The sequence below is a fragment of the Burkholderia paludis genome (assembly GCF_000732615.1).
Lineage (GTDB): Bacteria > Pseudomonadota > Gammaproteobacteria > Burkholderiales > Burkholderiaceae > Burkholderia > Burkholderia paludis.
Genome location: NZ_JPGL01000164.1, coordinates 1 through 717 on the forward strand (window position 1 = coordinate 1; position 717 = coordinate 717).

General features: G+C 67.4%; 1 protein-coding gene. It reads right to left on the bottom strand.

Going from position 1 to position 717, the window contains the following annotated elements; all coding sequences use genetic code 11:
• Positions 1-671, bottom strand: a 671-nt coding sequence (locus GQ56_RS0139000; RefSeq protein ID WP_235212846.1) for an Ig-like domain-containing protein, incomplete at its 3' end; no start/stop codon positions are given.
• Positions 672-717: the final 46 nt, after the last annotated feature.

A 717-nucleotide genomic window follows, 5' to 3' on the forward strand; every position in this document is an offset into this window, starting at 1 on the left:
TCCGCACCCGCCGGCAGGCAGTCCGTCACCAGCGTCGCCACGCCGTCGACCACGGTAGCCGTGCCCAGCAGCGTCATACCGCTGAAGAACGTCACCAGCCCGCTGGGCGCCGCCCCCGCCACGTTCGCCGTCAGCGTCACCGCCGTACCCTGCGTCACGTTCGTGGCCGATGCCGTCAGCGTCGTCGAAGTCGGCGACTGCGTGACCGTCTGGTTCAGGCTCGATACGCTCGTCGCGTTCTGCGTGTCGCCACTGTAGACTGCGGTCAGCGAATCCGTGCCCACCGGCAACTGGCTCACCGTCAGGTTCGCCTCGCCATCCACGAGTGCCGCGGTGCCCAGCAGGGTGGCGCCGTTATAGAAGCTGACCGTACCGCCAGGTACCTCGGCCTGATTGGTATTGGCCTGCACGGACGCTGTCAGCGTCAGGCCGGTGCCGTAACTGACGGTGGGCTGCGATGCGCTCAGCGTCGTCGTCGTTCGCACGACCTGGGTCGAGGCCACGATCTGCTGCGAGAGTGTGGTCGAGGTAGCGGCCGTGAAGTTCGCATCGCCCGAGTAGCTCGCCGTGAGACTGTCCGTGCCGAGCGCCAGACCATCCGTTGTCAGCGTCGCCACGCCATTGACCACGTTCGCCGTGCCGATCGCCGTGCCGTTGCTGTAGAACGTCACCGTGCCCGTCGCCGACGGTCCGCTGAATGGGACGCCGTACCAGGAC